The following is a 22,656-nucleotide window of genomic DNA, read 5'->3' on the forward strand; positions in this document are numbered from 1 at the left end:
AAATATGTTAGAGAAAGGTACCTGTTTTATTGTTGATGAATGGCGCTTTGTTCCAAACGAAGGGCAGATTTTTTTTGCTGACGAAACGGTTAATATTGATAGAAGGCTATCTAAGTTGCTTGAGTTCTTTTGTCAGTATCCGGGGCAGACACATACTCGTGATGAATTGATCGAGCATGTCTGGAATGGAACAATCCTGACGGATCAGGTCGTGACCCAAGCAGTATTTGAGCTGCGTAAGGTCCTTAAAAACAAAACGGAATCTCACAAAAATTATGTTGTGACTGTGCCAAAGCGCGGTTACAAGTTTGACGCTGAAGTGACAGTCGAAAAGCTGGAAGTATCGTCGCCTTCAACAGCTAGTGACTTGGTAGAATCAGACGAAGAAGTTGTGGCACCGACGACTTTCGTCGCTGACAAACCTGCACGCTCCAAGCGTAGCTATCTTACCTGGGCTTTAGGTGTGGTTGTGGTGCTGCAAGCCGGCTTCATCGCAAATCACTGGGCAAACTCCAGTTCAGAAGCTGACCATCAACATCAAGCGGTCGATAACATTCAGCATTACGAATCACGTTATGTGGTGCTTAATCTCAGCCCTGAAATTGAAGAATCTCCGGAGCTTTATGGCATGGTCACCAAGTTCATGGAGTATCTCGACTATTACAGCAATATTCGTATTGTGAACGAAGAGCCTCATTCCAAACTGGCTGCGGTTGAACTGAGCTTCAAGTTAAAACAAGGTAAAGATGGCAAACAAAAGCTGGCGATGAAGTATTACAATCGCGTATCTCAGCAAACACATTTAAATCGACGCTATTCCACTGACCTATCTCTATTTCATGCGACCTTTTTGGCAATGCTGGATGACGTACTGAGCTCGATGTTCATTGAGGTGCCTAAGCGCGATATTTTACTCACTTTAGAAGAAATGCCACGTGACCCACAGACGCTCGAAAATATGATGAATGGCATTGGTTTGTTGTACAAAAATTTCGACTTTATGGGGTCTTTGAACCGATTCAGAGCCGCGAAAGAAACGTCACCTGATAGTTCTATGGTGATTGCGGTGAACTACATTGGTGAAGTTATGAATGTATTTTTTACCGATGTGGAAAACAAAAGTGCCAAAATTGTACAGCTCAATCAGCTTTATGAACCTGCATTGACGGAGAGACTTCAGGAAGGTGCTTCACCAAGAGTTTATGAAGCTAACGCGATTATGGCGCTCACTAAAGATGACCCTAGGCTGGCCTCGCGCATTTTGTTGTCTATGCCTTATCAGCAGCAATCCAATCTGACCTACATTTTGCTGGCAAAAGCAGAAGAAGCGAGAGGAAACATTGGAGGTGCGAGAGAGCTGTACTTGAAAGCGACCCAGGGTAATTCATCTATGAGAGCTCTCAACCTAGCAGGGCCACTGTTTTTTGACAGTAACTTAGACCCGATTCTCGAAGATATAAGCCCAGAGCAGTAAATGAAAAAACGCCGGAGTGATTCCGGCGTTTTTTTGTTTCTGTTCGATAGTCGAGGGCTTAGCCTAACTGATTCAAATCATTTGCACCATTAACCTGACTGTTGCTCGCTTTACGCTTGCTCAGCAAGATATGGCAACCTTCCAGAATCAATCCGAATGCCATCGCGACATAGACATAGCCTTTGTTGACCATAATACCTACCCCCTCGGCAATCAATAACCCACCAAGAAGTACCAAGAACAACAGCGCTAAAGTTTTTAGCCCAGGGTACTTCGATATTGCTCCCTGAATCTTATCGGCGAATACCATCATGATTAGTGCTGAGATGATGATTGCTGCGATCATGATATTGATGTCGTTAGTCAAGCCTACCGCGGTTATGATTGAGTCGATAGAGAATACGGCATCCACCGCAATGATTTGTAGAATGATGACGGCCACACCAGTGCTTAACGTACGCGAATGGGTTTGGGTCTTTGCCCCCAACCAGTGCCACAATTCGTGCAAACTTTTAAGCAGCAAAAACAGCCCACCTAACAGCAATATAAGCGCCTTACCTGTGAAGTCATATTCACTGATGGTGAGCAAAGGTTCTGTCAAAGACATCAACCAGCTGATTGAGAACACCAAGCCGATTCGTGAAACCACGGCGAGGCCGATACCAAGGTTTCGCACACGCCTGCGAAGGTGGATCGGGAGTCGTTCACACAAGATGGAAATGAAAACGATGTTGTCGACACCGAGGATAATTTCCAGTGCCAGCAAAGTGCCGAAGATAACGGCAATGTCTAAATTCATAGTGATAACCAGTTAACGATTAGTTAGAGGAGGTAGCAAACGTACGCAGCCCAATCAGAAGCATTACAACGTCAACAACCTAGTTGTTGTTGGCTGTGATATGTAGATCAGGACGGTACCGATAGGGTCGACGATTGCCCAGAGCATAAGAAATTGGGTGATCAAAAGGCTGAGCATTGTCGATTAAGCTTGCACGCGGCTAGCTCGATATTTTTTACGTAGCTGTGCGGCAAGGACAAAAAGCAATTTAATAGCGATAAAGGTCATAATAGATTCCTGATGTAGGTTGAACAGGAGTGCATTATTTCCTAATCCGAACGGGTTTTAATTACCGAATCGTTAGCAATATCTCATCAAGCTATTTGCTGGGAATAAAAATATAAATTCTTATATATCAGTGTTTTGACATTTATTTTATCGATGCTTTATCTGTTTAACCGACCTAAAGGTGGGCGCATTGAGCTTATGTGGGAGTCTTTGTTCCTCTTAGATAGTGATTTTATTAAATGGCTATCCGCCGTTGATAAATTTTCAGTGCAGTTCCGGCATGATTGAACCCAGAAATCGAGAGGAGATCATCATGCTGGAAAATGTGGCGAGGTTTTTTGCGGTGCTTAAGGAGTACGATATTCTGCTCGCACTGACATTTATCATTATCTATTGGATCATGGTTCGTTTTACGGACAAAGCGATTACGACGCTGGCGGTTGCTAAGAAAGTTGGCATGAGTCGTACCCTGTTTATTAAACGTTGCTTCAGCCTGATCTACTTCGGTTTCCTATTCGCTGTTTATCTAATTGCTAGTGGGATTGGCTATGGAAGTTTTTCAATTTTTCTTTCGTCTGTATTTACTGTTCTTGGTGTTGGCTTTATTGCTCAGTGGTCTATCTTGAGCAACATTACAGCCAGCTTTCTGATTTTCTTTGTTTTTCCATATCGGATTGGCGATGTGATTAAAATTGCCGACGGGGAAGATATTGAGGGGACCATTCTTGATATACGTATGTTCCATACCCTGATTAAACACCCTGAAGGCAACGTAATTACCTACCCTAACTCCCTCTTGCTGCAAAAGAGCGTCACTAAATGTTTCGATTGTGTGAATGAATCGTCGTAAGTCCACGCTATCAACTGGGATGGTCTACTTTTAACTGACCGGGCGGCGCACAAAAGGAGAACAGGCTATGCAAACAAATCCGGTAGGTTGGTTTGAGATTTATGTTGATGACATGGATCGAGCGAAGGCGTTTTATCAAACGGTTTTTGATGTCACGCTGGAGGAGATGAACGATGATGCCAAAATGGGTGTGGAGATGTGGCTATTTCCTGCTGTGATGGAACAGTATGGTGCGGCAGGCGCATTGGCGAAGATGGACGGTGTTTCAGCAGGCGGCAACAGCACCATGGTGTATTTCTCGTGCCAAGATTGCAGCGTTGAAGAGGCCAGAGTCGCTGGCGCTGGTGGGAAAGTTGAACACTCTAAATTTTCTATCGGTCCTCATGGCTTTATCGCCGTAGTGTCGGACACAGAAGGGAATATGATTGGCCTTCACTCAATGGCTTGATTGTCATTTGCTTCCCTCCGTTTTGCAGTGAGGGAAGCAAACCACCTTATTCCCATGAGTAAGTCGTTTTCTTGTTAGGCTTACGCTTCTTTTCAACCTCTGTTGCACAGAGGTAATCTTCACGGAAATCAGGGTTGTCTTTCATCTCCAATGGGACAAATAGTCGGATCTTCGTCCCTGCGACGACGACGGTTCGATTTCCCATCACGGCGATATCACCACGATGTAACCTGATGCCTTTCATGGTTTTCACCGATGCGCTAGATGAGGAAAGCACCACCGGATAGCCAAACAAGGTCAGTTCTTGATTGGTCAGAGTGACGGTCTCTTTGAATGTCACCTCAAAATACTGTTCTTCAGAACGGATAATACTTTCCAGTTCACGCACTTTATCTTCAACTGACGCGGAAAATACCCACTGACCGAGAATCGTTTCCCATTTGCCGCCGAGTCGCAGACATTTCTTGTAAAGAAATTGATTCTTACGGCCACTGCTGAGCGTGCAAATATCGATACTGCTTTGCTCTTCAAGGGGCAGTGTGAGCTTAAAAATGGCTTCGTTGGAGTAGTACTTGTATTTGTTCGAGACTTCTTCAACATGCAGCTCAACTTCACCGAGCGGCAAGTCACGACTGTAATCGTCAATGATGATTTTACAATGCGAACGCCCAGTGGAAGCGAGAAAGAAATCTCGCTCTTTCTTCAGAATATTAAAGGTTCTCATTGTCGCCGTTTGTTTTTCGTAGAATCTGTTCCATCAAAGCTTGTTGCTCACGATCGATCGTGTCTTGTTTAACTGGTTTCGCAGGTTCTGTCACCTCTTCCCATGTTGCTTCCGACGCGTTTTCTGCGGACGTGCTTTCACCCGCCCCACGCAGTTTATCAATACGAGAAAGAATGCTTCCGACTTTTCCGCTCGGCCTTATACCTTGCGTCATTCGACGCTCAATTTCACGATCAGTTTCTGTTGGCTCCACTTTGAGCACGTTCTGTTCGACGTCTTTTTCTCTTTGGTCGAGTGTCTGATCGAGGTTGTTCTGCACTTCTTGATACGCGTTGATGTATAGCACTTTGAATTCTTCTGCGAGATTTTTCTCAGACAGTGATTTCAGGTAGCTGTTCTTACGGTTAAAGATGTACTTTTCAACGCGAGTTTGCGGATCTTTTTTGATCAGGATGCGATGGCGAGCTTCAAGAATTTCGTTGTTGAGCGGAAGGTCTTTCAGCATAGAGAGCAGAGCCAATGCGGGTGGCCACTCTTTACCTGCCACCAAACGCTCACGTAGATGATGAACAATACGCTCAACATCATCGATGGAAAGCTCAGAGGCAAACGCCGCAAATTCATCATCCGGCTCTGAGCCGTACATGTGAGTGAACTGGGTGGAGAAGTTCTCCTGCATCTTGCCAAAGAAACCCATGATGTGCTTGCGTTGCTCTACAGAGTAAGGGCGAAGCACATCCTTCAAATCCTGATTGAACTCGCTGCTGACTTGCATTTGGTTCGAAGTAGTTGCAGGTGCAGCAGGCGTTTGAGTTTGCTGAACAACGGGGATGCTAGGTTTGGTAACCTGTTGAGTTGTTTGAGCGGGCTTATCCTGACTTTTTTGCTTCCAAGAAGAGGCGATCTCGTTGATATCTTTCATCTTTTACCTAGTCGTCAAAATCAAAGTTGAAGTTCGCCATCTTTTTCTTGAAGGCTTGGTTGGGTGACATTTTGGTCGCTGCAGGTTTTTTATTACTAAAGCCTTTACCTTGTCCGTAACTCTTTTCCGTGTGCAGGTGTGCGTGGAGGCGACTGTTAAGGTCGTCCTGACTCATCAGAGGCTGACCAATGGCCTGAACTTTTTCCACAAAGCTTGCCCAGACGTTGGTCTGATTGGCGAAACCCGTGCGGAACATAATGACTTCTGCCCACGACTCGATCACATTAGGTGACAGTTCAGCAAGATTGATCATTTTGCCATTGGAAGCCGATGGATTGAGTGGCTTCACCTGCGTTTTATGGAATTGTGGCACTTTGGCAATCGGCTCTGAGGTGGCATACACAGGAATAGAGTGCTGGTTGCCAACGTTGATTTTGCACTTGATGTTCCCCTGCTTACGGGTATACGTCTTACTTAGTGAGATAATGGCTTGCTCAACCGCCAGTTTGCCAAGGACATGGTCAATCGTGGATTCGGAACCGTTGGTCATTTCCTGCAACTCCGCCATGGTGGTAATCACTGCACCGCTGCGATCGGACAATTCTGCCAGAGCGAGCAAGATGAGCTTTTCTTCCATAGTGACACAAGCATGAGACCAAACTCGTTCAATAAATTTTGAAGACATGTTCTGAATCCAGAAATAACAGACTAATAAGGAAATTATACGATTTGACAGGGCGAACACCAACAATTGATCTCAGTGTTCGCCTTGATTTCGTTAAACCAGCGTGAGATTGGCGGCAGTTTGTTCACCCATCTCGAACAGTTTGTCGAAAATACGTTCGCCATCGGCTCTAAGACCGTTGTGCTCGTATTCGTTTGTTATCCACGCTTTAGCGTTGGGCATCATTGCCAGAGTTTCGCGACTGATGTCCATTTCAACAAACATATCATCGGCGTAAACCGCGCAGCTGACCGGTACTTTGTTGTTTGAAAGCTGCTCAGCACTGTATAGCGGTGCCCAGTCTTGCTTATCTGCCAGTAGGTCTGCGGCTTGCTTGAGCGGTTTTAACGTTACATATTGGTCAAACATCCAAGGGAATACCATTTCGCCAGTAAAGTAAAATGGCTGCCCCGACTGATAATTAAACGCCTGATGATCTTGACGAACGCGGTGCGCACTCCATTCTGAAGCAAAACCCTGACAGTAGATAGACTCGTGCAAAATGGCATAAATCGGATTGGTCTGGAAGTTCTGTTCCATCAGCATACTATTGAGGAATTCATAACGAAGCTGAGGCTTACCGTTCACTGTAATGAACGCGTTTTCAAGCAAGTAGTAAGTGGGTAGGAAAGTATCACTAACGCCAAAGTTAATCCCAATTTGCTGGAATTGTTCGACGGTAAAACGCTGGCCATTGGGCAGAAACTCTTCATTTTGCAAAAGATGATCAGCAATCTGCTGACATAGCTGCTGAGCTTTCGGGAACTGGTTGAAAAACGCTTGGTTCTTTTCCATCGTGCGTTTAAACGTCGCACGATAGACATCGTCTGGGTGACGGGAAACAGAAGGCACGCCGCCTGTGATGTAGCTACGCGACAAGCTGTCTGGGAACATAGACAGATAAGTCAGAGAGCAGAAACCACCAAAGCTCTGGCCTAGAATAGCCCATTTATCGACACCGAACTGTTCACGGATGAATTCCGAATCTCGCACTATGTTGTCAGCGCGAAAATGACTCAGATACTCTGCCTGCTGTTGTGGCTGTAAATGGGCCAATGTTTGGTGATTAACAACCGAGCTGTTACCAGTGCCCCGTTGATCAAGCAACAACACGCGGTAGTTTTGCAGCGCGCGTTTTATCCACCCGTTATTGCCGTTTTGGCGTGGTGACGCAAACCCTGGCCCACCCTGAAAATAAACCAGCCAAGGTTTAGACGAATTCTTATCTTCAACGAGAGACACTTCACGCGCAAAGATATCAATATGTCCTTGTACTGGGTCTGAGTAATCCAGTGGCACTGAGAATGTGTGGGGGATGTAATGCAGTCCTGCATCAATAAATGCTTGAGCGTTCATTATTATTTCCTTTTCTTGAGTCGGGCTACTTTACTCTGGTTGAAGCGGATAACCAATCCTATCGGGTCAATTCTGAGCAAAGGATAGTGCGCCTAATTGGACGTTGTCTGCAGGGCTGCCACTTTATGCTGGATGACCTCTTTGACCCAATCCGATAGCCATAGAATTCTCGGGTGGTGGCTGTCTCGGGTGAGTGTGACCATTTCGATATCAAAATCAGGAATATTGATAGGTGGTGGGCAAAGAGTGAGGTTGTCGTCGATCAGTTCAACCCTTCCCACCATTTCTGCCATGACAGCAAGCAAGCGACGGCCAGTGAGCATTCTTCGAATCGTGAGAAAACGGGTGCTACCCAACACTACATTTCGTTTGACCCCCATATTCGATAATGTGGTGTCAACCTTAGTAGTCAGCTCCTGACTGGCCGTTATGATCATTTGCGGTGTGGCTAGGTAGGTCTCTAGGGAGAGTGGGAGTTCGGAACCCAGCACTCTGTTATCAAAGATGCACAAATGTTTTTCTCGGTATAGAAAGGTCGAGGTGACTTTCGGAGGGAGATCTGAAAACACGCCAATACACAGGTCTACTTCTTGTTTCTCTAATGCCTCAACACAGTTGCTGACATCAACAGGTTTGAACAGCACCTTGGCGTTTGGTGCTAACTGCTGCAACTTATCAAACAGTTCTGGGCCATACACTTGCTCCGCATAATCGCTCAAGCCAATTTTGAAAGTGCCGTCGAAACTGTCAGCTTCAAACGCGGCTTTAGGCATGATGTCTTGACTGAATATAGATAGGATCTGACGAACTTTAGGTTCAATTTCCATCGCTCTCGTCGTCGGAGTCATGCTGCTGCCGCCTCGTTCAAACAAGGGGTCGTCCAGTAGCTCTCTTAGCCTTTTGAGGTTGTAACTTGTTGCAGGTTGACCAAGATGAAGATGTTTTGCCGCCGCCGAAACACTGCGGTGCTTGTATAGGGCGTCGAAGGTCAGAAGCAGATTAAGATCTACGCGTCGCCAGTTGATGTTGTCGCTCATTTCATTCAAAGCAGTGATTAACCATGAATATCAATGTAGTCGATGTGGATGATAAAATCATTCGATTTCACTGATTTTGTTTCACTTCCTATACTCGAAGTAATTTCGTTAATGGGAAGAATTCTATGCCAACCCCAGCCATCAACTCACAGATAGAAGTTTTAAAATCTCTGCCAGTCAACCAGTTCAAAACGAACAGTGCGCAGATTGAGGTTAATGATGTATTCGTATGTCGTGAAGGGATCTCCCATGACGGACACAGCTATGCACAACAAGCGGTCAGTCGAGGTGCTGTTGCGGTGATTGCGAATCGTCCGTTAGATATTGATATTCCGGTAATAATGACCGATAGCTACTATCAGAGTTTAGCGTTAGTGAAGGCTTACTATGGTCACCCCCACCAGAAAATAAAGCACATAGGCGTTACTGGGACCAATGGTAAAACCACCGTGTCTCACTGCCTTAACCAGATCCTGAACCAGACAACGACGAGTGCTTACATCGGAACGCTGGGCGCGAAGTTGGCGGGTAGTGATTACCCGCTTGAGAACACAACCCCCGATGGTGTGACGTTACTGAACCTCTTCCATCAGATGGCGCAACGCGAAACTGAATTCAATCTTATGGAGCTGAGTAGTCACGCTCTAGCACAGGACAGAGCCGGATTTGTGTCATTGCAGATTGGTATCATCACCAATATTGGCCGTGACCATCTCGATTACCACAAGACCAAAGATGCTTATGTCCAAGCCAAGTTGCAGTTGATTGATCGTATTGCACCCAATGGCACGGCGGTGATCAACCTTGATGACCCGCATGCAGCCGCGGCGATTGAGCGAGCGAGTGGGCGAGTGAACGTAGTGACTTTCGGTATTGAGAATGCTCAAGCGCATGTTTTCGCCACCAATGTGCGTACTACTCGTTTTGGTTCGTGTTTTGAACTCCGAATTGACGGCGAGTGTTTTGATGTGAACTCTCAAATGCCTTTCACGTTCAATGTCGAAAATGCTTTGGCGATTGCAGCGAGTTTACTTTCACTCGGTTGGCAACCTAGTCGGATAGCGGCCGCATTGCAAACCATAGTAGCGCCCGATGGTCGTGCTCAGTTCTTGTCGCTTAACAATGGAGCGACCGGATTGGTGGACTATGCCCACAATGCTGATGGGCTCAGTAAGCTGCTGGAAGACGTTCGGCCTTATACCAAGGGGCGTTTAATCGTAGTGACTGGAGTAACGGGAGATCGGATTCAGGATGCGAGTGGCATTGGCGTTCTGTGCTCACAACTGGCAGATACGGCAGTTTTTACCTCAGACAACCCCATGGGTGTCGATCAGGAAGACATATTTCGAGCACTCACATCGCAAGTGTCCAAAGTTCCTCACTTTGAAATCAGTGACAGAGCGGAAGCGATTGAATTTGCGAAGCAATTGAGTGTGGCCGGTGATTTGATAGTGGTGTGTGGAAAAGGCAGTGAAACTCACCAGTACATTTCAAATGGCAAGGGAGACAGACAACAATATATCGGCGATCTCGCTGCGCTGAGTAGTGAGGTGGCAAAATGATCAAATGGACTCAACTTTGTGTCTTGCTCTGTACTCTGGTGGCGGCATCCGCGGGGGCTGTCATTACACCTGATGCACCACAGATTAATGCTAAAGGTTATGTCGTAATGGATTACCACTCCGGTCAGGTAATTGCGTCACAAAACCCAGATACGCCTTTGGCTCCTGCGAGTTTAACCAAACTTATGACGGCGTATGTCGTTGGACAAGAGATAAACGCTGGTCGCCTTAACTGGGATGACAAAGCGACAATCAGCCGTAATGCCTGGTCGGTGAATTTTCCGGAGTCATCCAAAATGTTCATCAAACCGGGTGACGAAATCAGCATTCGTAACTTGATGCTGGGCGTGATTGTGCAATCGGGAAATGACGCTTCGGTTGCGCTAGCTGAGCACGTAGCAGGCAGTGAAAGTGCTTTTGTTAGCTTGATGAATGGTTGGACGCAGACGCTTGGCATGGAAAACACACAGTTTATCAATGCGCATGGCTTAGATGGCGACAATATTCAAACCACACCAAAGGATATGGCGAACCTGATGCGCGCGATCATCAAGGACGTGCCAGAGGTCTATAAGCTGTATCAGGAGAAGAAATTTACTTGGAATGACATCGAACAGTACAACCGAAATAAGCTGTTATGGGACCGCTCACTGAATGTCGATGGCGGTAAAACAGGTTATACCGAAAACGCGGGGTACAGCCTTGTCTCGTCTGCGACAGAGGGGCGGATGCGTTTAATTTCTGTGGTGATGGGTACACCAAGCCAGCAGGCAAGAACCAGCGCTTCACGCAACTTACTTGGTTACGGCTTTCGCTTTTTTGATACCGTCCAAGTGGCGAAAAAAGACGAAGTCATTATGCAAAGCCGAGTGTGGAAGGGCGCTGAGGAAAACGTCCCTGTAACGGTGGCAAAAAATGTGTACTTGACCTTTCCACGTGCCATGAAAGATGCGCTCAAGCAGGAGGTGGTCGTTGAATCCCAGTTACAAGCGCCGATTGCAGCAGGAGACTCTCTGGGGCAGGTCATCTGGAGTCTCAACGGTGAGCAAGTGTTTACTGCTCCCGCCGTAAGTCAGGTCGGGGTGGAACAAGGCTCATTTGCCAGTCGGCTGATGGATACCTTCCAACTCTGGCTACGTGCTCTGGTTTCAGGCATTAAAGCGTTTTGGGAGGGAGAGTAATGACCGTTGCTTTGAAGCCTTCTACCCTGTGGCAGAACGTGAATTATGTACGCTTACTGTCTGCGCAGGTGATATCCCTGATTGGCACAGGAGTGAGCTCGGTATGCTTAGCTTTACTTGCTTATGATTTAGCGGAAGAAAATGCAGGGGCAGTACTGAGCATCGCTTTCGCCCTCAAGATGCTGGCCTATATTGGCTTAGCACCAGTATTTGGTGTTTTGGCTCACAAGCTGCCCAAGCGCCAGACGCTGGTCGCTCTGGACATCATCCGTGCGCTCATGTTTGCTTGTCTCCCGTTCGTCACCGAAGTGTGGGAAGTGTACGTGTTGATGTTTGTCATCAATGCATGTTCGGCGGGGTTCACACCCATGTTTCAGTCCACCTTGCCACAGGTTTTACCGGATAAAGATGATTATGCTAGAGCGCTCTCATACAGTCGCTTAGCTTACGATTTAGAGCAGATTTTTAGCCCGATGCTCACTGCATTGTTGCTGAGTGTGATCAGTTTTCGTCAGCTGTTTATGCTTGATTCGATGACTTTCTTATTGTCTGGCGTACTGATCATTCTATGTACCTTACCCAAAAGGAAAGAACTGAATGTTCAGCCAAAAAAACTCTCATTTCGCTCAGTGTTAAGTGGAATTTCAGCGTATTTAGAGCAGCCGAGTTTGCGTGCACTTTGGTATGCCTATTTGGCAGCCGCGTCCGCTAGTGCCATGGTTTTGGTGAACACTGTGGTCTATGTACACGACATTTTGCATGGCAGTGAAACCCAAACGGCGATGGCCATGTTGGTGGTTGGGTTAGGGTCCATGCTGGTGGCGATTTTTCTTCCTCGATTCCTTAAACATCATCAACCACAGCGCTACCATTTACGCGGTTTAGTCTTTATCGCTCTGGCGTTTTTGGCCGGAACCTGGACACCTGGCTGGATTGGTTTTGGCTTGATGTGCTTTGCGTTGGGTATCGGAATGTCATGCATTCAAACGACATCTGGGCTCATTATCAATGCCGCAGCCGAAGGTAAAGAGAGTGGTGAATATTTTGCCGCGCATTTCTCGTTGACTCATTTTTGGTGGCTGGTCACATATTTGAGCGCAGGCCTGTCAGCGAAATGGCTGGGTTTAGCGGGCGCCTATTGGGTGATGCTTGGCCTATGCCTTGTCAGCGTTGCGTTATATCTGGCTCAGACGAGAAAGAATGCTTGGGGGCAATAGAGTGTTGGTGTAAATTGTCCGAAAAACAATCAGGTACCACCACAATGCAAAACTATTTTGACTCGCCTTTTGCGGGCAAACCGATTGCTGAACAAATTACTAACCCTAACATTGTCGTTGGCAGGCACAGTTACTATTCAGGCTACTACCATCAGCACAGTTTCGATGACTGTGCTCGATATCTTTCTGCTGAGCGTGACGATGTCGATAAACTGGTCATTGGCAGCTTTTGCTCTATCGGTTCCGGCGCAGTGTTTATGATGGCTGGCAATCAAGGGCATCGTACCGACTGGGCAAGTACTTTTCCTTTCTTTTATCAGGACGATTCAAATTTTGCTAAAGCAAAAGATGGCTTTCGTCCGGCTGGTGACACTGTCATCGGCAATGACGTGTGGATAGGCTCTGAGGCCATGATCATGGCAGGAGTCAAAATTGGCGATGGCGCGGTGATTGCCAGCCGAGCTGTGGTAACAAAAGATGTTGCGCCTTATGAGATTGTTGGCTCAAATCCAGCCAAGCACATCAAGTTTCGTTTTAGCCAAGAAGAAATCGCGCAGTTGTTAGAAATGCAATGGTGGCACTGGCATGACGAAGAGCTAAAGGGGGCGATGGAATGGTTGTGCTCTAAAGATATCGCTGCGCTTCATCGCTATTGGCAGCGTTACATTACTGCTTCGTGACAGTCAAAATCCAAATCTAAGTGGCTTCTCATTCGAATAGGTCTTGCAGAGTCAACGGCATTGAAGGCGTTCAAAAATTTTGAATAAGTAGCTCGAATCCTTGTGCTCAAGATTCAATTTGAGGGCGATAGACTGTAGTCATCGCTTTTGAGGAGAAAGAAAATGAGCCAGCTTCGCGAAATCCGTCAAATCATTCCAGCCCATGGCACGTCCGATGGCGATGGTGTCAAAATTAGCCGCGTGGCGGGGTTTAACAACGCAAGTTTCTCGCCGTTTCTGATGATGGATGAGCTGAAATCCGATCAGCGTTCTGACTATGTAGGCGGCTTTCCTCCTCATCCGCATCGCGGCATTGAAACGCTCACCTATATGCTCAAAGGTCATTTTCAACATAAAGATCATATGGGAAATGTGGGTGAGTTACGTTCTGGTGGCGCTCAATGGATGGCAGCAGGCCGTGGTGTGATTCATAGTGAAATGCCTATCATGCAGGATGGCGAGTTGCATGGATTCCAAATTTGGATAAATCAGCCAGCGCGCGACAAGATGAAACCCGCTCAGTATCATGACTTTCAGCCTGAAACCATCACAGAATATCAAGATGAGAGCGTTGGCGTATTACGCGTGCTAGCAGGTGAGGTATCCGTTGAAGGCAACGTACAACAAGGGCCTCTGAGCAAAACCGGAGTGCCGTTATCAGTTTCAGACTGGCGTTCTGAAACAGAGCAGAAGATTAAGTTACTTACGCCGCAGAAATTTAACATGATGCTTTATGTTTATCAGGGCGAAATTAGTGTTAAAGAACGCAGGGTGCAACAAGGTGAGATGGCACTTTTGTCTTCTGGAGAAGTCGCTGAGTTGAATGCAATCAGCACAAGCGGCGTGCTGATTTTCCAAGGTGAACCGATTGATGAACCTGTCGTTCACTATGGCCCGTTCGTGATGAACAGCATGCAAGAAATTGAACAGGCGATCAGCGACTACAACAACGGTGAGTTTGAAAAATATTGATATTAAACCGTATGAATAGATAGTTGCACTATTTCGTCTAAACTTTACGTATTAGCTCCTGAACTTGGGGGCTATAAAACGCAAGAAGCGAATAATCCACTGCCATTCACTTTTTGTTTTGCCACGTGTCTAAGATACGTGGTTTTTTCTTTATTTACTTCTTTTGATTTTTTAGAAAACCCCTTTGACCTACTTAAAGGTTAATCATTGTTAACTATTAATGATTACTCCGTTTTGTCTCTATGCTCAGAAGATCAACTTTGAACAGAGTTAAAGTATGTCTACCCCCTTCTCGTTTACGGTATTACGTCGAGCGTCTCTTTCCCTTATCACCACTTTGAGCCTGATAACCTGGCCATCTGCTTGGGCGGCGTGCACTGCGGGCTGTCGGGTTGGAGATGCGAATTGGCAGTTTGATATCAGCCAGTATGACCAACGATTTCCGCTGAGCCTAGAATGGGCAAAGGCTGGAGTCAGAGGGGGGATTCCGTGTTTTGATCCTGAACGAGTGGTTGCGAAGATAGCGCCTAAGGATGATATTCAAACGGCAATTGATAAAGTGGCGCGTGCTGGTGGAGGAATAGTAATACTGGAAGAAGGTGTTTATCGGCTGGCTAAAACGGTGGAAATGCGCTCAAACGTAGTATTGCGTGGCATCAGCAAAACAGAGACACAAGTTCTGGTAACCATGCGTAATACTTGGCAAGGCTATGGTACAGATAGATTTGCTTTCCAATTCTTGGATGTCTCTGGGGCGGGTTTGGAGAACATGACGATTCAGCTTGCGGTTGACGGATTTGAGCCTCTAGATAGAAACAATTTCGATGAGCCACATGTTGAAACTGCGTGGCCATTTACCAATGACGTCAAAGTGGCTCGAACCGGAGACAAAAACCAACCTGTATCAGATCCAAACCTCTATGTCGGCTTGGTTAAGTTTTCTGAAAAGAGTCATGATTCTTGGGTACAAGATACCCGCATGTTGGAAGCAGGGACGAATCCCATCTTTGCAGCTAGCAATACCTCACACCTGACATTTCGCGGTAATGACATCTACCGCTGCTACAACAAGGGAATCAACGGTCACTGCTATTACGATATACGCGGCCAGTACATTTTAGTGACGAACGAGAGGGTGCGAAAAATTCGCCATGTTACTCTGCATCAGCAAGCCAAATACAATGTGGTTTATGACAATCACCTTGAAGTGGATGTCAACTTTCACAATGGCGATGGTGGGAAAAATTTAGTTGAAAACAACCTGATTCAGTTACCGTGGAGCCATCATTGGCCTTTGATTGCGACAGGGGAGTCGGGCAAGCATCAAGCTCCGGGAGCTGACAATCTGATTTACCGTAACAACGTGGCACATCTAAGAGAAGGAAAGAATAATATTCCCAATTCCGAAAAAGTTTATACGTTAGCGGGTTTTGATGAGGTTATCGCGTTACCGAGTCACTTACAGCAACCCAAAGCTGGCACTTTATATCCGATGAAGCACTTTGACTGACATCATACGGCCTGCCAGCGACAGCTGGCAGGCTTGGGAGCGTTACAATACCGCTGATTTGACCATGCCAGCTTCAGCATGGCCTGGGATATTGCAGGCAAACTCAACGTTGTTGTCACCATGGAAATGCCACAGTAACTGCTTGGCTTTGCCCGGAGCAACCGTCACTGTACTGCCAGAATCATGAGCGTGGTTGCCCATTTTCTTCATCATCTCACGGTGCTTGAGTTGCTCTTGTGCTGAGCCAATGGAAAACTCATGGTCGATTTTCCCTTTGTTCATAACCACAAACTGGACCACGTCATTCGGCTCTATATCCACCTCTTTTTTGAATGTAATGCTCATATCATCGTCTAGGATCACGTGGACCACTTTGTCCGGTTTAGCTCCTTTGGCAGGCATACCGACATCGGACATCTCGTCCATATTCATTTGTGAGTGGTCCATCCCTTTCATATCGCCCATCATTTTCGAATGGTCCATACCTTCCATATTCATTTTGGAATGATCCATGGATGAGTGATCCATTTGAGCGAGAATTTGAGTGCTAGCCAAAGTGAGTGCAAGTGCCAGAATTGTTTTTTTCATCATTGTTTCCTTAAGTAGTAGGGTGCCCCGAAGCGCTGAGCTACGGGGACATGGTTCTATGGTTATGAGTGACGTGAGATTTCTCTTTGTTTCCACAATTTGAAAATGGCCGGTAGTACCAGAAGCGTGAGTAGCAGCGCCGATGCCATTCCACCAATCATAGGGGCGGCGATTCGTTGCATGACTTCAGAGCCCGTACCTTCGCCGTACATGATCGGTACAAGACCAATGATGACGGTCAGAACTGTCATCATCACAGGTCGAACTCTGAGGCCTGCGCCGTCTCGAATTGCCATCGACAGATCATCGGAAGTAATGGAGTGGTTCTGCTCTTGGGCATCCAGCTTTTTGTAGTGCCAGGCTTGGTTGAGATACACCAGCATGATGACGCCAATTTCGACGGCGACACCCGCGAGGGCAATAAAGCCGACCCCAACGGCAATCGAGAAGTTATAGCCGAGGTAGTGCATCAGCCATAAGCCACCCACCATCGCGAGAGGGAGAGTCATCATAATGATTAGCACTTCGCCAATGCGACGGAAGCTGAAGTAAAGCAGCAGCATAATGATCGCCAGAGTTATCGGTACCACGACACTTAAGCGTTCTTTCGCGCGTTCCATATATTCATACTGACCTGACCAAGCCAGAGAATAGCCAGCGGGCAGATTGAGCTGATCAGCCACGACTTGCTGTGCTTCGGCAACGTACGAACCGAGGTCTCGTCCATCGATATCAACGAATACCCAGCCATTAGGGCGAGCGTTTTCTGTTTTGATCATCGGTGGGCCGTCTTCGTAACGAATATCAGCCACATCAGCCAGTGCGATACGAGCACCATTTGGGGTAACCAGAGGTAGGTTCTGTAATTTCACCACTGAATCACGGTAGTCCTGTGGGTATCGAACATTAATCGGGTAGCGTTCCAGCCCTTCTATGGTTTCCCCAACGTTCATGCCTCCTACTGCAGTGGATATCACGCGTTGCACATCTTTTATATTGAGGCCATAGCGAGCGGCAGAGCGACGCTTAATATCGATAGTGACGTATCGTCCTCCTGCGACACGCTCGGCATAAACAGACGCCGTACCATTGACCTGATTGAGAATAGGCTCCAGTTCAGCACCGATCTGTTCAATGACGTTAAGGTCAGGGCCTGCGATTTTGATCCCAATTGGTGTTTTAATGCCGGTTGCCAGCATGTCGATGCGGGTTTTGATTGGCATGACCCACGCATTGGTTAGCCCGGGGAACTGCACTAGATCGTCAAACTCTTTGCGCAGCGATTCGGTGGTTACACCTTCACGCCATTGTTCGCGAGGTTTTAGCTGTATGACGGTTTCAATCATGGTCAGCGGTGCTGGGTCGGTTGCGGTTTCGGCGCGTCCGATTTTCCCCCATACCGTTTCAACTTCAGGGACGCTTTTAATCAGCTTATTGGTTTGCTGTAAAAGCTCGCGTGCTTTACCAATCGAGATGCCCGGATAGGTGGTCGGCATGTACATCAAATCACCCTCATCGAGTGGAGGAATGAATTCGCTGCCAAGCTTACTGGTTGGGTAGTAAGCCGATGCCATAAGTCCCATCGCAATGACGATCATGGTTTTAGGGTAGTTCAGGCTCAGGTTGAGCAAGGGTTTGTAAAGCGAGACTAACCCTTTGTTGACTGGGTTTTTGTGTTCTGGGAGCACTTTGCCACGAATGAAATAGCCCATCAGAACAGGCACTAGCGTAATCGCTAAGCCAGCAGACGCTGCCATGGCGTAGGTTTTGGTAAATGCCAGTGGCGAAAACATTTTGCCCTCCTGACCTTCCAAGGCGAAGACAGGGACAAAGCTCAACGTGATGATTAACAGAGAAAAGAACAGCGGTGCGCCAACTTCCTCTGCGGCCTTGCCAATGACTTGCCAGCGGTTTTTATCAGTGAACGGAGTCCGTTCAATGTGTTTGTGAACGTTTTCAATCATCACGATTGCGCCATCGACCATGGCTCCAATGGCGATGGCAATACCGCCCAATGACATGATGTTGGCGTTAATCCCTTGCCAGTGCATGATCACAAACGCAGTCAGAATACCCACTGGTAAGCTCAAAGCGATAACCAGAGATGAGCGGATATGGAACAGGAACAAAGCACAGACAATCGCAACCACGATGAACTCTTCAGCCAGTTTCTTCCATAAGTTTTCTACCGCAGAGTCGATCAACGTAGAGCGGTCATACGTTGGTACGATTTCGACTCCCTCAGGCAAGCTGCGTTGCAGCTCGGTCAGTTTGGCTTTGGTTTTGGCGATCACTTCACTGGCATTTTCTCCGAAGCGCATCACGATCACGCCACCAACGGCTTCCCCTTCCCCGTTGAGTTCAGAAATACCACGACGCATTTGTGGGCCAAGGTTAATATCCGCGACATCACCCAACAGAAGCGGGGTGCCTTTTTCGGTTACCTTAAGTGGCAGTGAGCGGATATCTTCGATGCTAGTCAGGTAGCCAGTAGTTCGCACCATATGTTCTGCTTCGGCGACCTCAATCACGGAGGCACCTGTCTCCTGATTGCCGTTTTGAATTGCGTTGTTTACCTGCTGTAATGTCAGGTTGTAAGCACGCAGTTTGGCGGGGTCAATCTGGACCTGATACTGCTTGACCATACCACCTACAGTGGCGACTTCCGATACTCCATCAACGGTTTGGAGTTCGTATTTGAGGAACCAATCCTGCAAGCTGCGTAGCTGGGCTAAATCGTGCTGTCCGGTTTTATCCTGAAGAACATAGCTGTAAACCCAGCCAACCCCAGTGGCATCGGGCCCCAGCGTTGGTTTAGCGTTTGATGGCAGGTTTGGTGCGACTTGGCTGAGATACTCCAGCACGCGCGAGCGGGCCCAGTACATATCGGTGTCATCATTAAAGATGATGTAGACATAGGAATCCCCAAAGAAAGAGTATCCCCTGACGGTTTCTGCACCGGGTACAGCCAACATGGCAGTGGTTAATGGATAAGTGACCTGATCCTCGACAACCTGAGGTGCTTGACCCGGATAGCTGGTTTTGATGATAACCTGAACATCCGATAAGTCAGGAATAGCGTCTACAGGTGTGTTTTTTACACTGTAAAGGCCAGCCAAAACAATAGCTAAGGTGGCAATCAATACTAGGAGTCTATTACTGATTGACCAACGGATAATTGCATTGATCATCGTTAACCCTCATCCGTTGCCAATTGCTTGAGCAGGTAATCTGCACCTTGTCGTTCCACTAGAAATCGAACGCGCTGACCTTCCTCAAAACCCGATAGATCCACTTCATCGCCAACGGAGAAGTTCATCTCACCGGCCTGCCAGTTCCACTCTGCGACAGGGAGATGGTTTAAGGTGATCATGCCAAAGTCGGCCATCAGCATAGAAATATCGCCTTGCAACCAAAGCTCGCCAGCAACAACAGAGTCATCCACTTTGTAGTCGACGATTTCGTACTGGCCAGACTCGGTTTTTTGCATTTCAAACTCTATGCTTTGACCTGTTGTGAATGCACTCGCATCGACTTCTTTAGCAAGAGTAAAATTCATGACCATGCCCGGCCAATCCCATTCTGGTACTGGCTGGTGGTTGATCGTCAACATGCCATGATCAGCCATGACGTCGGTGATCTCTCCCTTCGCCCAAACGGTCTCCTCATCTGGCTCAACACCATTAATGCGCGCAAGGTCGGCAGACTGGCTGGATTCAGAATCGAGCATAAAGTGTGCGGAAGTCACCACTTGATCGTCTTGGGTTAAGCCCTGCAAAACTTCAACCCGATCTCCGGCTTCGCGGCCTGTTTCGATGCGAGCAGAACGATATTTGCCTTCACCTTCTGACAGCACAATGCGAGCCATGCCGCCTGAACGTATCACTGCAGATTTAGGAATAGTCAGTACCGACTCTTCACTGACAGGTTGAAGAGCAATGTTGGCGAACATATTGGGTTTGAGCTCGCCATCCGGGTTAGGGAATTTAAGTCTGACGCGCAGAGTACGAGTATTAGGATCGAGAATCGGGTAGACGTAGTCGACGTTACCCTGCCATTCGTTGCCCGGAATGGCATCTAATGTCATCGAAGCTTCACTGCCAGCTTTAATCCATTGCGCCTGACGTTCGAACACTTCTGCGTCTACCCAAACATTGTTCAGTGGGCCAGCGCTGATCACTGCTTGCGCGGGTGACAAATAACCCCCTTCGCGAATGCTCAAACTTGCAATCACACCGTTAGCCGGGGCCTTTATTTCTATCGTCTGTGACGCTTTACCGCGTTTTAGAATCGCTTTAATCTGTGCACGGTCTACACCTAGTGTCACGAGTCGTTCAGTGGCACCTTTGACTAAGCCGGTTCGGCCTGTTCGGGAGGCATTAAGTAACTCTTCCTGCGCTTTCACCAACTCAGGTGAATAGAGCGTAAACAGCACATCGCCTTTGTTGACTTTTTCACCGATCGCATTGATGAACAGTTTTTCAACCCAACCCGCGACGCGTACGTTGGTTTGCCACAGCTGGCTTTCATCAAACGCGATGTAACCGACCGTTTCAATGCGAGGCGAGAGAGGTTCTAGGGTAACGGGTTCGGACTTGACGCCGAGGTTGTTTTCTACCGAAGGATCAATCGTAATGGTTCCGGGCTTATCTTGTTCTCCCGCCATGTCTTCGGCGTAAACTGGAATTAAGTCCATGCCCATTGGTGACTTACCGGGCTTATCTCGCTTGTAGTTCGGGTCCATCGGAGCAACCCAGTAGAGAGGTTCAGCAGAATCAGAAGAACCAGACTCAGCCTTGGCGTCCATTCCCATGCTAGATCCGGCTAGGAAATGATTAGCGGAATAGCCCAGCGCGCCTCCTACCAACAGAGCGATAGCAGCGATTTGTAATGTTTTCATGTCAGATACCTTATTCTTGTTCGCCTTGAGCCAAAGTGACTGGCTCAACTTGATAATCAAAACCGTCCAGTAGGGCAGCTAAGTTGCTGTTCACAATGTTTAAATCTGCAATCAGACGTTGCTGTTCGAGTTGCAGAGCAAGTTCATCGGCAGAGGCCGTAATGACATCGTTAAACTGAGACGTGTTGTTCTGATAACCTCGCTCAACCGCACGAATTCGTGCGTTGGCCTGAGGAAGAAGGGTGGACTGATACCGTTCTAGTCGTTGGGCTAAATTGGTTCGGTCGACAAGTAAGGCGTTGACTTTGGCATTCATCTGAGCCAGTAACGTGTCTTTCTGGGACTTGGCCGCGCCGACCTGATATTGGGCCGCAGCGAGATTTCTGTCCTGACGGTTTCCCGTGAACAGAGGAATGTCCATGGTTAGATAGGCACTAACTAGGTCTGATGCAGGTTCTCCCATCATGCCGTTGGCCTGACGGTAGGCGTACATGACTTCAACGCCAAACTGAGGTTGATAAGCCTGCTGTGCAATTTCAACCTCAGTTTCGGAAGTGGATATGGTTTGGCTGGCCATTTGTACCATTGGGTGCAGGCTGAGCTGCTGGTAATACTCGGAGTTTGCCAGGTTCTCGTTCAGCTGTTGGTCGAGCTTGGCCCAGTTAAGCTGATTGGATGCGCTGACGTTCTGAATCTGTTCAGACCAATTGGCTCCCAACCATTCTGAAAGCTGGGCCATCAAGCGCTGTTGCATCTGCTGATTAGCCTGAAGTTTTTCATCCAGTTTGCTTACTTGAAGCTGAGCATTGAGCAGATCCTGAGCTTCGCTTTTACCAATCGAATAGTTGGTCTGAATGAAGCTCTCCATTTCTTTAAGCAAACGACGATTTTCCAGCATGATGGTTTTCGCCTGCTGCTGATAACCCAGTTCAAGCCAGAGTTGGGTCATGCTGTTAATGACATCCAGTTCTCGGGCATCAATTTGTAAACCGACGCCATCCGCTTGTTGATTGCTTTTCTTTTGTTGTAACTCCAGTGTCGAACCACGCTCAAATTGTTGCATCAATCCGACGGAAATGTTCGTCATCGGATCTTCGTCGAATTTGAAGCTGTCTACAGTTAGGCCACCGAAGCCAACTTTGATTTTGGGGTCCATTAGCGTGGCACTGGCAACGCTGGTCTCGCGCAAAGCTTGTGACTGAGCAAAATATTGCTTTCGATTGCTGTCGTTGTTGAGTGCCATGCTGATCAATTGTGATAGCACGGCTTGCGGCTGGTGAGTCTGCTCTTGCAAGTTGCTTGCTGATACAGGCGCAAACCAGACCGCGGCGCTGACAGAAAGCGCCAGAATCCTTGGTTTGATTTTCACTTTATTGTCCGTTTCCGAGTGCCTGACAGGCACGAAA

At 47.5% G+C, this 22,656-nt stretch carries 19 protein-coding genes; 9 read left to right on the plus strand and 10 right to left on the minus strand.

What is annotated here, in order from left to right; all coding sequences use genetic code 11:
• Window positions 1–4: 4 nt before the first annotated feature.
• The gene (locus QMA41_RS21855; protein WP_281630614.1) at window positions 5–1,474 is read left to right on the plus strand and encodes a winged helix-turn-helix domain-containing protein; all 1,470 of its coding nucleotides are present in this window, start codon (window positions 5–7) and stop codon (window positions 1,472–1,474) included.
• A gap of 58 nt (window positions 1,475–1,532) precedes the next feature.
• On the opposite strand, the gene QMA41_RS21860 is transcribed toward QMA41_RS21855, so the two are convergent.
• Window positions 1,533–2,273: a TerC family protein gene (locus QMA41_RS21860; protein ID WP_021455996.1), complete on the minus strand. Its 741-nt coding sequence runs from the start codon at window positions 2,271–2,273 to the stop codon at window positions 1,533–1,535.
• 580 nt (window positions 2,274–2,853) lie between these two features.
• On the opposite strand from QMA41_RS21860, the gene QMA41_RS21865 reads away from it, so the two are divergent.
• Both QMA41_RS21865 and QMA41_RS21870 read left to right on the plus strand, forming a co-directional pair.
• On the plus strand, window positions 2,854–3,390 hold the full coding sequence (locus QMA41_RS21865; protein ID WP_045985231.1) for a mechanosensitive ion channel family protein: 537 nt from the start codon (window positions 2,854–2,856) through the stop codon (window positions 3,388–3,390).
• 67 nt (window positions 3,391–3,457) lie between these two features.
• Window positions 3,458–3,838 carry a VOC family protein gene (locus tag QMA41_RS21870; protein ID WP_082314786.1) on the plus strand — a complete coding sequence of 127 codons (381 nt, stop codon included), beginning with the start codon at window positions 3,458–3,460 and terminating at the stop codon, window positions 3,836–3,838.
• Window positions 3,839–3,884: 46 nt separating this feature from the next.
• On the opposite strand, the gene QMA41_RS21875 is transcribed toward QMA41_RS21870, so the two are convergent.
• The 5 genes from QMA41_RS21875 to QMA41_RS21895 form a co-directional block, all read right to left on the minus strand.
• Window positions 3,885–4,562, minus strand: coding sequence for a hypothetical protein (locus tag QMA41_RS21875; RefSeq protein WP_006960338.1), 678 nt, complete (start codon window positions 4,560–4,562; stop codon window positions 3,885–3,887).
• Window positions 4,549–5,484, minus strand: a complete 936-nt coding sequence (locus QMA41_RS21880) for a hypothetical protein (protein WP_281630615.1) — start codon at window positions 5,482–5,484, stop codon at window positions 4,549–4,551. The genes QMA41_RS21875 and QMA41_RS21880 overlap by 14 nt, the downstream gene beginning before the upstream one ends.
• Before the next feature lie 7 nt (window positions 5,485–5,491).
• A complete protein-coding gene (locus tag QMA41_RS21885; RefSeq protein ID WP_006960342.1) occupies window positions 5,492–6,169 on the minus strand; it encodes a hypothetical protein in 678 nt (225 codons plus the stop codon).
• A 93-nt stretch (window positions 6,170–6,262) separates the two neighbouring features.
• Complete coding sequence (locus tag QMA41_RS21890) at window positions 6,263–7,564, minus strand: alpha/beta fold hydrolase (RefSeq protein WP_281630616.1); 1,302 nt, start codon at window positions 7,562–7,564, stop codon at window positions 6,263–6,265.
• A gap of 92 nt (window positions 7,565–7,656) precedes the next feature.
• Window positions 7,657–8,601 (minus strand): LysR substrate-binding domain-containing protein, encoded by a 945-nt coding sequence (locus QMA41_RS21895; protein ID WP_171341445.1) that lies wholly within the window; start codon window positions 8,599–8,601, stop codon window positions 7,657–7,659.
• Window positions 8,602–8,726: 125 nt separating this feature from the next.
• On the opposite strand from QMA41_RS21895, the gene QMA41_RS21900 reads away from it, so the two are divergent.
• The 6 genes from QMA41_RS21900 to QMA41_RS21925 all read left to right on the plus strand — a co-directional run bounded on the left by QMA41_RS21900 (window position 8,727) and on the right by QMA41_RS21925 (window position 15,762).
• Entirely contained in the window at window positions 8,727–10,163 is a 1,437-nt protein-coding gene (locus tag QMA41_RS21900; protein WP_281630617.1) for a UDP-N-acetylmuramoyl-L-alanyl-D-glutamate--2,6-diaminopimelate ligase, read from the plus strand.
• Window positions 10,160–11,344 (plus strand): D-alanyl-D-alanine carboxypeptidase family protein, encoded by a 1,185-nt coding sequence (locus tag QMA41_RS21905; protein ID WP_281630618.1) that lies wholly within the window; start codon window positions 10,160–10,162, stop codon window positions 11,342–11,344. Before QMA41_RS21900 ends, QMA41_RS21905 begins: the two co-directional genes overlap by 4 nt.
• Window positions 11,344–12,561, plus strand: a complete 1,218-nt coding sequence (locus QMA41_RS21910; protein ID WP_281630619.1) for an MFS transporter — start codon at window positions 11,344–11,346, stop codon at window positions 12,559–12,561. Before QMA41_RS21905 ends, QMA41_RS21910 begins: the two co-directional genes overlap by 1 nt.
• A 44-nt stretch (window positions 12,562–12,605) precedes the next feature.
• Window positions 12,606–13,241 carry a type B chloramphenicol O-acetyltransferase gene (gene catB, locus QMA41_RS21915; protein ID WP_281630620.1) on the plus strand — a complete coding sequence of 212 codons (636 nt, stop codon included), beginning with the start codon at window positions 12,606–12,608 and terminating at the stop codon, window positions 13,239–13,241.
• 162 nt (window positions 13,242–13,403) lie between these two features.
• Window positions 13,404–14,252: a pirin family protein gene (locus tag QMA41_RS21920; protein WP_171353645.1), complete on the plus strand. Its 849-nt coding sequence runs from the start codon at window positions 13,404–13,406 to the stop codon at window positions 14,250–14,252.
• 277 nt (window positions 14,253–14,529) lie between these two features.
• The gene (locus QMA41_RS21925; RefSeq protein WP_281630621.1) at window positions 14,530–15,762 is read left to right on the plus strand and encodes a hypothetical protein; all 1,233 of its coding nucleotides are present in this window, start codon (window positions 14,530–14,532) and stop codon (window positions 15,760–15,762) included.
• Between the two features lie 42 nt (window positions 15,763–15,804).
• Here the strand turns inward: QMA41_RS21925 and QMA41_RS21930 are convergent, their stop codons facing one another.
• From QMA41_RS21930 to QMA41_RS21945, 4 genes are all read right to left on the minus strand, one after another.
• Window positions 15,805–16,350 carry a cupredoxin family protein gene (locus QMA41_RS21930; protein ID WP_019275418.1) on the minus strand — a complete coding sequence of 182 codons (546 nt, stop codon included), beginning with the start codon at window positions 16,348–16,350 and terminating at the stop codon, window positions 15,805–15,807.
• A 62-nt stretch (window positions 16,351–16,412) separates the two neighbouring features.
• A complete protein-coding gene (locus QMA41_RS21935; protein WP_281630622.1) occupies window positions 16,413–19,541 on the minus strand; it encodes an efflux RND transporter permease subunit in 3,129 nt (1,042 codons plus the stop codon).
• A 2-nt stretch (window positions 19,542–19,543) separates the two neighbouring features.
• On the minus strand, window positions 19,544–21,250 hold the full coding sequence (locus QMA41_RS21940) for an efflux RND transporter periplasmic adaptor subunit (RefSeq protein WP_281630623.1): 1,707 nt from the start codon (window positions 21,248–21,250) through the stop codon (window positions 19,544–19,546).
• A 10-nt stretch (window positions 21,251–21,260) separates the two neighbouring features.
• Complete coding sequence (locus QMA41_RS21945) at window positions 21,261–22,652, minus strand: TolC family protein (RefSeq protein WP_281630624.1); 1,392 nt, start codon at window positions 22,650–22,652, stop codon at window positions 21,261–21,263.
• Window positions 22,653–22,656: the final 4 nt, after the last annotated feature.

The sequence above is a fragment of the Vibrio sp. St2 genome (assembly GCF_947311885.1).
Classification (GTDB): domain Bacteria; phylum Pseudomonadota; class Gammaproteobacteria; order Enterobacterales; family Vibrionaceae; genus Vibrio; species Vibrio coralliilyticus.

Excerpts from the sequence above, each read along its gene's own strand:
- QMA41_RS21870 (WP_082314786.1), top strand. The coding sequence starts at position 3,458 with ATGCAAACAAATCCGGTAGGTTGGTTTGAGATTTATGTTGATGACATG.
- QMA41_RS21935 (WP_281630622.1), bottom strand. The coding sequence starts at position 19,541 with ATGATCAATGCAATTATCCGTTGGTCAATCAGTAATAGACTCCTAGTA.
- QMA41_RS21910 (WP_281630619.1), top strand. The coding sequence starts at position 11,344 with ATGACCGTTGCTTTGAAGCCTTCTACCCTGTGGCAGAACGTGAATTAT.
- QMA41_RS21865 (WP_045985231.1), top strand. The coding sequence starts at position 2,854 with ATGCTGGAAAATGTGGCGAGGTTTTTTGCGGTGCTTAAGGAGTACGAT.
- QMA41_RS21855 (WP_281630614.1), top strand. The coding sequence starts at position 5 with ATGTTAGAGAAAGGTACCTGTTTTATTGTTGATGAATGGCGCTTTGTT.
- QMA41_RS21920 (WP_171353645.1), top strand. The coding sequence starts at position 13,404 with ATGAGCCAGCTTCGCGAAATCCGTCAAATCATTCCAGCCCATGGCACG.
- QMA41_RS21940 (WP_281630623.1), bottom strand. The coding sequence starts at position 21,250 with ATGAAAACATTACAAATCGCTGCTATCGCTCTGTTGGTAGGAGGCGCG.
- QMA41_RS21925 (WP_281630621.1), top strand. The coding sequence starts at position 14,530 with ATGTCTACCCCCTTCTCGTTTACGGTATTACGTCGAGCGTCTCTTTCC.
- QMA41_RS21895 (WP_171341445.1), bottom strand. The coding sequence starts at position 8,601 with ATGAGCGACAACATCAACTGGCGACGCGTAGATCTTAATCTGCTTCTG.
- catB (WP_281630620.1), top strand. The coding sequence starts at position 12,606 with ATGCAAAACTATTTTGACTCGCCTTTTGCGGGCAAACCGATTGCTGAA.
- QMA41_RS21900 (WP_281630617.1), top strand. The coding sequence starts at position 8,727 with ATGCCAACCCCAGCCATCAACTCACAGATAGAAGTTTTAAAATCTCTG.
- QMA41_RS21885 (WP_006960342.1), bottom strand. The coding sequence starts at position 6,169 with ATGTCTTCAAAATTTATTGAACGAGTTTGGTCTCATGCTTGTGTCACT.
- QMA41_RS21905 (WP_281630618.1), top strand. The coding sequence starts at position 10,160 with ATGATCAAATGGACTCAACTTTGTGTCTTGCTCTGTACTCTGGTGGCG.
- QMA41_RS21880 (WP_281630615.1), bottom strand. The coding sequence starts at position 5,484 with ATGAAAGATATCAACGAGATCGCCTCTTCTTGGAAGCAAAAAAGTCAG.
- QMA41_RS21860 (WP_021455996.1), bottom strand. The coding sequence starts at position 2,273 with ATGAATTTAGACATTGCCGTTATCTTCGGCACTTTGCTGGCACTGGAA.
- QMA41_RS21875 (WP_006960338.1), bottom strand. The coding sequence starts at position 4,562 with ATGAGAACCTTTAATATTCTGAAGAAAGAGCGAGATTTCTTTCTCGCT.
- QMA41_RS21890 (WP_281630616.1), bottom strand. The coding sequence starts at position 7,564 with ATGAACGCTCAAGCATTTATTGATGCAGGACTGCATTACATCCCCCAC.
- QMA41_RS21930 (WP_019275418.1), bottom strand. The coding sequence starts at position 16,350 with ATGAAAAAAACAATTCTGGCACTTGCACTCACTTTGGCTAGCACTCAA.